Genomic DNA, 8576 nt, shown 5'->3' with positions numbered 1-8576 from the left:
CTTTTAATACTCTTTTTTCTACTTGCTTAGATGTAAGAATAATATGCTCTTCAATGTTTTCTAATTTGTCAATTGAAGTATCAACATTATATTCTATACCGTTACACCAAAGTCTGAACTCACCAGGTAAACCGATCAAAAACTGGATACTACTGTAGTTAGAGTGAGTTTCTTTATCATAATCTTTCGTTTCTCCGACTTTTCTCCATCTTTTCTTAGAAATACCCTCGCCAGCTATGTATATAGGTTCAAACAACCGCTCAGAGGATATTATCTCACCAACATCAGCTTCTATGCTACCGACATAATTAAAAACTTCAATTAACACCCCCGACCCCAGATGATTATCTATAACTCGCAAAAAACAAAAATCCTGATCATCACCGCCGAACTTATAACGTGAAAAGCTTTTAGCACTAGACTCTCCATGTAAAAACAAAGGAATAAAGTAAACGTCACCAGGATGAACTATCAATTTTTTATCTTTCATTTTTTTGTCCACATTTTGTAAGCTTTTTACTATTAATATCCGTCTGGGCATCCTCGTATTTCTGATTAAATGCCTTCCCTCGCTCATCAGCTCTAGTTTTATCAAAAGAGTTTATTTTATTTCCTCTATTAGTAGGAGAAACATTTTCTCCTATTGTACCTGTTTTAGTTCCATACTTCTCAATATATGCTTGCTCATAACCACGAGCCTCGTCATACCTTAAATCTCTTTTAAGAACTCGTTGTTGTCCGGTATCTTCATTGAAGCGCCCGGATTTAATGTGTTCTAGTAAGCGCCTCTCTGGATCATTAGAAATACCAATGTAATAAGGCTTCGTTGCTCCCTGATCAAACAAACCATAGACCGAGAACCCACCCTGATTTAATGGCGTCAACCCCAACGGATCCACCCACTCTAGTGGGTTGGCAACATAGGCCTGCGGCCTCAATCCGCCCGCAAACCCTATCGGGTCAGGGCTAAGATACTGGCCACTGTCTGCATCGTAATAACGGTTTACGTTATAGTAAAGGCCCGATTCCGAGTCTTCGAGTTGCCCTTGGTAGCGAAGGTCACACTGTATACTGTCGTTGGCCGCTTCTTCGCGTCGTTGCCAGTGGCGTTGTGATTGCCCGTGGTAATGGCCCCATAGCGCTTGCTCGCCCCGCCAGACAATATCACCTTGTTCATTACACAGCTCTTGCGGTGTGCCCGCGTGGTCGGTCACGATGTAATGCAGCTCGCTGCCTTGATTGCTACCTTGATTATGGTGAGTCACTTGCGCCATCGGGCGGAATCTGCCGGGCTCATAGAGGTATTCGGTTTGTTGCAACACCTGGCCATCAGCGGTGGCCTGTTGTTGCTGCACAATGTGCGCGCCGTCCCACAGGTAGTGGGTTTGTGTGTCGCTGTGCGCACATTCTTTGGCAATACGTCGTCCAAAGGGGTCGTAGCGATAACGAAAACGGCCGGTATCTAGTACACGCTCTCACGGTCATGGCGGCGTTTTTGGCGTTGCAAGCAATTATGTTGGAGCCATCAGAAAAGTGGACACCCTCGACATTGATGTATCACTCCCTGTTGAGGGTTAACTATAGGAGTGACACAGATTTTTAAACACTACCACATTGGCTGACACAGAATATTGAACACCCTCGAACACCCTCTCTGAGCATGATCACCAATCAGGCTCATACATACCATCAACAAACTCAGTGATGGAGTTACTAATTAATGTGACATTGTCAAATGAGTTAGACATATCCATACTGCAAAAATATATTTTTCCACATGTATCCATACAGTAAAAATCCCCACCACTGTTAATCGCAAAGGGGAAAAAGTCTCTTGGTATCAACTTCTTTTCATTTTTTATTCGCTTAATTGTTGACTCAAAACTAAGGTTAGAGTTTTCCCCCATAACTAAAAACTCTTCTATTTGTAACTCAATCAATCCACCTCCATCAAAGTAACTTTTTTCATCAAGCCTACCTCCATTGTATAAGTGATAGTGTTGAATCAAATCTTTGGGAAGCTTTTGTCCTAACTCTCTCTCTAATTCAACAATATAGCTCCTAGAAACGCCTTCTTGATACTCAACGATACTATTCTGATACATAATTTTAACCACAGCCTTTTCTTACTGGTTTACCCAATAGCCAGCCTTTTTCCTGACTAACCATTACTGCTTCTTCGGTATCATATTTTACACCAAATTCTTCCGAGAATTGAGCTGCAGACCCACTGTGTGGATATGTAGCTTCGTGCGCCTCTCTTGTCACAAGTTGCATCGTAGAAGTGCCATCCGTTGAATTAAAATCATTAGCATGGTGCCAAGTATATCCACGCGGAGTTCGTTTCAGGCCTGCAGCTTTATTTGCTTGGACAAAGTCTCTTCCCCTTGTACCTTGTAAAGGGATTTTAACGATATTTTTCTCCCCTGCAGAAACAGGATAAAGATCTTTTGAGCCCTTGAAATCTACTCCGGGGTATTTTGCCAACCCCAACGGATCTACCCACTCTAGTGGGTTGGCAACATACGCCTGCGGCCTCAACCCGCCCGCAAACCCTATTGGGTCGGGGCTAAGATACTGGCCACTGTCTGCATCGTAATAACGGTTTACGTTATAGTAAAGGCCCGATTCTGCGTCTTCGAGTTGTCCTTGGTAGCGAAGGTCACACTGTATACTGTCGTTGGCCGCTTCTTCGCGTCGTTGCCAGTGGCGTTGTGATTGCCCATGGTAATGGCCCCATAGCGCTTGCTCTCCCCGCCAGACAATATCACCTTGTTCATTACACAGCTCTTGCGGTGTGCCCGCGTGGTCGGTCACGATGTAATGCAGTTCGCTGCCTTGATTGCTACCTTGATTATGGTGAGTCACTTGCGCCATCGGGCGGAAGCTGCCGGGCTCATAGAGGTATTCGGTTTGCTGTAGAACTTGGCCATCAGCGGTGGCCTGTTGTTGCTGCACAATGTGCGCGCCGTCCCACAGGTAGTGAGTCTGTGTGTCGCTGTGCGCACATTCTTTGGCAATGCGTCGCCCAAAGGGGTCGTAGCGGTAGCGATACCGCGTGCCGTTGGGCAGTTCAATGTGAGTTAAGCGGTCATCCGCGTTCCAGCTAAACCGCGTCACCTGTGGCCGGTAGCCCGTTTTGTTCTCGGTCTTTTCAATCACGCGGCCGCARGCATCATAGCGATARCGRAAACGGCCSGTTTCTARTACACGCCCTGCGCGGTCATGGCGGCGTTTTTGGCGTTGCACTCGCGCATCGGCCAGCGACACTACGTGTTGCTGTTGGCTGTATTCGGTCGCAAACCCCGTCTCATTGAGGTTCAGTTCGCTGTCGTAACCAAACAGGTGCACAAATCGTCCGTTAGGTTGCGAGGCTTTTTGTTGTCGTGCCCCAACCACTTGGCCATTAGGGTTAAGCATAAACCGATGACTGCCACGGTGGTTATCATCGATTCCGATTAAACGGTCAAGCGCATCGTAATGGTAACGCCGCAACGGGTCTTGGTGTTGGCCCAACCCTTGTTGTGTCAGTAGACCTCGCTCACTCCATTGATGGGTTAAACGAAAACCTTGTTGGTTACCTCGCTGTTGCTCTTGCCCTTGTGGGGTATAGGCAAAATCAAGCGGCTGGTGAGCACCGATTTGAACCTGTGTCAGCTGATGATGGTGCCAGTCATACTGGCGCGCGGTTTCTGTGCCTTTGGCCTCTATACGGCGTCCCGCTTCATCGTACTGATAGGCCAGTGTGGTGCCATTAAGGGTTTCTTCCACCAATAATCCTGCTGGGCTATAGCGTAGCCCTACCCACGCGTCACCATTTTCGGCGTAGGTCAGGCGCGAGGCCGCGTCGTATTCATACCAGGTTTGCCCCGCTGGTGCGCCCAACGCATCGAAGGTGTGGATGTGGCTAACCTGCCCCCCTTGGTCGTAGTCGTATTGGTGTTGATAGCCATCAGGTTTGGTGTGACGACTCAGCCGCCCTGCTGCGTCGTACTCGTACTGCTCAACGCGCTTATCATAGTGCTGCTGGCTAACTACACGCCCTTGTTTATCAAAGGTGTAGCGCCAGTCATGACCTTGACTGTTGGTGACCCCGGCAAACTCTGCTTCGGCATTGTAGTGGTAGCGAGTCACCGCCCCGAGAGGGTCAATCGCCTGTGACAATAAGTCAAACGCATCGTAATCGAACGACTGGCTATGCCCCAGCGCATCGGTGACTTTAATCAGATTGCCTTCAATGTCGTATTCAAAGTAAGCGGCAGTGCCATCTTCGTAACAAACGCTGCTTGGGGTGAGGCTATCGTTTTGGTAGTGCCACGTCCGGACCAAGTTATTGTCACTGATGCGTCGACATAACCGCCCTTGGCGATCGTATTCAAACCGCATCCCCATGCCCACTTGGGGCGCTACGCGGGCCAATAACCCGAGTTCATTGTAGGTATAGCGCGTGGTGGTGCCATCGGGCTCCGTCAGGCTTTCTCGGTGCCCTTCTGGGGTATAAGTCAGCGTGGTTTCCCGCCCTTCAGGATCGGTTGCGGCAATCACATCCCCTTCTGGGTTGTATTGATACGTCCATGTCGCACCTTCAGGGTCGGTATAACCGAGTAGATGACCTTCCTCGCTATATTGATAAGCATGCACCGCCCCATCCGGCAGCATCACGTCGGTTACATTCCCCCAATCATCATAGACATAGAAGGTTGTCTCACCCAATGCATTGGTTTGGCTAATCAGGTTGTCGTTATCCCACGCTTGAGTGATGGTGCTACCATCGGGCGCCACGGTTTTCACCACGCGGTTGCGTTCGTCTAAGTGGTAAGCGGTAATGCCACCAAACGCATTTTTGTAGTAATGGATCCGCTGCTCGTCGTCGTAGCGGATGTGGTCGTTCCAGTAGTCACCCGCACAACGTGTCGCAAGGGCTCGGCCTTGCTCATCGTAATCATGCTCAACCCAGGTCTTAGCCTTATCTTGCCAACGAATAAGGTGGCCGGCTTGATTGTATTGGTAGTCAAAATTCCGCCCCGCTTCCGCACGCACCGAGAGCAAAAAGCCCTGGTCGTCATAATGATACTGCGCCAAWTCACGGATCACCGTTTTGTCGCGCTCACACAAGGTTAAGGCGGTAATGCGGTTACGCTCGGTAGCAACCTTGATTAAGCGCTGATCTGTTAATACCACCCACTTTAATGTGGCGTGCTGATAAACAAACTGGGTGCTGTTGCCGTAGCTATCTTGGATTTTGGTGACTTTGAGTACGCTGCCCGCGGCAAAACCAAAGTGATAACTCAGCCCGGTTTTGTGCTTGAGTACCAAGTGCCCAGATGGGTCTCGGTGCAAGCGCCAATCAGGCTTCATCGCCGATTGGGTTGGCGTAGCGGTAAAAGGTAGCGGGAAGCGTGCTTGGGTATAGTCTTTGTCTATCCATAACGCCGTGTCGCCTTCAATGGTCAGACTGATATCCCAACTGCTTCGCCATAGTCGACCCATCAGGCCAGTGTGACGCTCTCCGCGCGAGTGATAGTAGCGCTCGTGTGACACCGGCAAGTGAGCCGCAACGGTAAAGTCTTCCCGTAGCTCAAAGGCTTTACCCGTTTGCATGTCAACAGGTTCGCCCTCTTCCTTGCAAGTGTTTGTTTTGCTGCATGTGTCACCATCCGCTTGAGCCTGATTGGCTTTACGATTAGCCTTGTCTTGATTTTCTTGATGAGGGTCTGCCTTGCCTGCGTTGGTGTTTTCTGGCGCCTCAAGGGTCTCTTTAGGGTGCGCGGTGCCAGGCTTAACCGTAATAATTTTGCCCTTGAACTCATCAAATTTTCCTTTGATCCAATCGAGCATGTCATCGATTTTTTGAAGCAAGGATTTCAAGCCATCAATCATTCCAAGGATGGCACCGGACGCAAGACGCAGGATCCAGCTATCGCTTTGCATCACCACTTTTTCTAAGCCAAAAATGGTTTTGTTGATTAACTCTTTCGCTTCCTTGGCGCAACTTTTAAGCGTTTTATCAAAATCGGCCAAATACTTGACGAGGTTGCCATTCGACAAGCTACGGATGATTTTCATCGCCAGTTGAATTGCCCGAGAATCGGCTTTTTTGAGGGCATCTAAAATGGCACAACCGGTTTTTTTCGCCGCATCCCCTAACCCAGGCACGAAACCGATGGCTATCAAGGTTCCCTCGGCCCAATGCCAGTTATCTAATGATTCTTGCTCATAAGTCCGCCAGCTCCAATCGCCCAAATCATATAAATCAATAGCCTGTCCGACCACAGGGACGCAACCTAACGCGATTTCAACAAATAACAACAAGGCTGGATTATCTTGCGCCATACCTGCCGTCTCACCGGCTAGGCTGCTATACATTTTTTGAACCGCTTCTTTTTGCTTGCGTGTCCCTTGGTTTATTTGACGGTGAAGAACCCAAAACCGCTCATAAGCCGGTTCATAGTCATCGGGGATCCACTTTGTCCAGCTTCGATCAACGTCAATGCTATCCGCCGAGCTGTCATCTGCATCGTAAAACAGATAGCCTTTGCGGTTTAAAAGGGTATAGAGGGCAAAATATTCGCCAGCCAGTGCCGCGTATTCCGGCGAGTCTTGCAGGACGGGGTTGTTCTCCAGCACTTCTTCTGGCTCGAATTCATCGTCGCCCTCTTGTAGCAAAATCTCATAGCCCCCACACCCCATGTTCTGGATCTTGCACAGCCCCTGATCGTCGGTTTTCCCTTCAATTTGCGTTTTTTTGCTATCAGTCAACACAAAGGGGGCATTGGGCACGGGCTTATCATCGTCGTAATGGTAACGAATAAACGTTTCACAGGCACACTCGACGCAGCCGCCTTCTAATACGTTGTCTGTTGAAAAGTTTTGTTGGGCGGCCTGTGAACTCGAGAGCAAAGCGGCCTTTGCATTACTGCTCATGACGACGAAGATTCCTTATCTAGTAGAATTAAAGCTTGCTCAAATAGACGATCCATAGGCGTTTTTTGCCCATCGATAATGGGTCGGGTAATGATCTTCTGTGCCCACGCTTCTTGATAGAAGGTATCGCCTAGCTCGATTTTTAAGCTAAGAAAACGAACAATATCTTGCTGTTGCTGAAACCCGTTGGCGCTTGCTTCGCTCACACCAGTTTCAATGAATTGCGTCCATTGCGCCTCTGACCATGCATGGGTGCGCCCATGGTGAGTCTGTAGATGCGTTTTGTAGGCTTGATACTGCTTTGGCAGTGATAGATTCAACAGAGCGGCATATTGCGCCTCGCTCAGCGCACGCGGCAAGGGCGGACAGGTGGCCTTCTCTGCCGCCTCTGGACGCAAGGGGAGGGTTTCTCCCTCGGTATCATTAAGTGTACCGAACAGCGCATATTTAAACGGCCCGCTTAATGCCTGCTTTTCTGTGTCTGACGAGGCGTGCCATAGCGCTTGAAACACCTGCCTATCGAACCATCGCAGCAATACAGTTTGTTGATAGGTATCTTTAACCTGTATCCACGTTTGCCAAAAACGCTTCGCACGAATGAAGAGGCTCTCTTCATCTTGGTTGATAAGCGGATCATCAAACACAAAGGCGATGCCCCAGTTCGGCTGCTCTTCACTCAGCGCTATAAGCCAGTCGATGCTGGGATTGACCAGCAAGTAAGGCGATAGCGAATGGTGGATCTCGCCCATTTCGCCCCAATACAACCGATGGGTCGCGAGTGCGTCGTCATCGATCGCTTGGAAAACTTGCGGACATACAGCGGCATCAACCACCGCGCAAAACGGTGCTGATAACCGATTGATTAGTGCATTCTCGGACGCTTGATTAGGCATCATATTTACTCTGTGATCAGTGTGGCGCGGCCTTCAATGCCTAACCATCCGCGGGTGGTATATTTTGTTTTGAGCAACTCATCGCCTTTGTGCTTGTTATAAAACACAGTAATGGCTTTTTTTATCGAGAAAATAGCCAGTAAACGCTCAAACTCCGGGTGCTGATAAAATTTATCGCCTAGGTAAAAACGCGTATATGCGAATGTTTCCCACTCATTTCGTGTCGCATTGGGATATTTTTCACTGGCAATATGCAGGCCTTCGATAAAGCAGTTTCTAACGTTTTGCCTTTTCAGTAACCATGCGTAATTAGGGGCTAAGTCAGAGTGAACAGCCGTAATTAGCTCTTCAACTCTTTCTGGCCAGAAGAAGATATCGTGCTGTTCAGACGTTAAGACGATGGGCGACGACAAAGCGTCTTGTGGCGCCCAAGGCGACCCCGTTTCCTCGTCCCAACATGGTAAAAGCATCGGCTTATCATCAATCACATCCGGCATATAGAGTGCCTCATGCGCCCCTATAAATGCGCCTCTCTGACCATCGGTGAGAACGTCAAAAAGCTCTAGCAATACACTGGTGTCGTAGAAGCGCAGCATTCGGGATGTGCCTGACTTGTCGATAATACTCACCCATTGTTGCCAGTGAGAATGAAGCGAAGCCATCGAGCCATTGTAAACGCCAACAAGACCGGTATTTGGGAAGCGTTGGGTATAATCATGAATCCAATAAAGTAGTGTTTCTCCGGGCTTGCCTTCTTTG

At 48.7% G+C, this 8576-nt stretch carries 6 protein-coding genes; all 6 read right to left on the bottom strand.

Going from position 1 to position 8576, the window contains the following annotated elements; genetic code table 11:
- A partial coding sequence (locus BZG79_RS08065; protein ID WP_077774152.1) for an Imm26 family immunity protein occupies positions 1 to 490 on the bottom strand: 490 nt, incomplete at its 3' end.
- A complete protein-coding gene (locus tag BZG79_RS08060; RefSeq protein ID WP_242414144.1) occupies positions 480 to 1355 on the bottom strand; it encodes an RHS repeat-associated core domain-containing protein in 876 nt (291 codons plus the stop codon). The genes BZG79_RS08060 and BZG79_RS08065, both read right to left, overlap by 11 nt.
- A gap of 309 nt (positions 1356 to 1664) precedes the next feature.
- A complete protein-coding gene (locus BZG79_RS08055; protein ID WP_077774150.1) occupies positions 1665 to 2117 on the bottom strand; it encodes an SMI1/KNR4 family protein in 453 nt (150 codons plus the stop codon).
- The gene (locus BZG79_RS08050) at positions 2110 to 6924 is read right to left on the bottom strand and encodes an RHS repeat-associated core domain-containing protein (RefSeq protein ID WP_077774149.1); all 4815 of its coding nucleotides are present in this window, start codon (positions 6922 to 6924) and stop codon (positions 2110 to 2112) included. The genes BZG79_RS08055 and BZG79_RS08050 overlap by 8 nt, the downstream gene beginning before the upstream one ends.
- Positions 6921 to 7820: a DUF4123 domain-containing protein gene (locus BZG79_RS08045; protein WP_077774148.1), complete on the bottom strand. Its 900-nt coding sequence runs from the start codon at positions 7818 to 7820 to the stop codon at positions 6921 to 6923. Before BZG79_RS08045 ends, BZG79_RS08050 begins: the two co-directional genes overlap by 4 nt.
- A gap of 2 nt (positions 7821 to 7822) precedes the next feature.
- The coding region (locus BZG79_RS08040) for a DUF4123 domain-containing protein (RefSeq protein ID WP_077774147.1) at positions 7823 to 8576 on the bottom strand (754 nt) is incomplete at its 5' end.

This window comes from Salinivibrio sp. MA427 (assembly GCF_001996115.1).
Taxonomy (GTDB): domain Bacteria; phylum Pseudomonadota; class Gammaproteobacteria; order Enterobacterales; family Vibrionaceae; genus Salinivibrio; species Salinivibrio costicola.
Note: the sequence above shows the minus strand (reverse complement) of the source record. Positions and strands in the feature narration are given on the sequence as shown.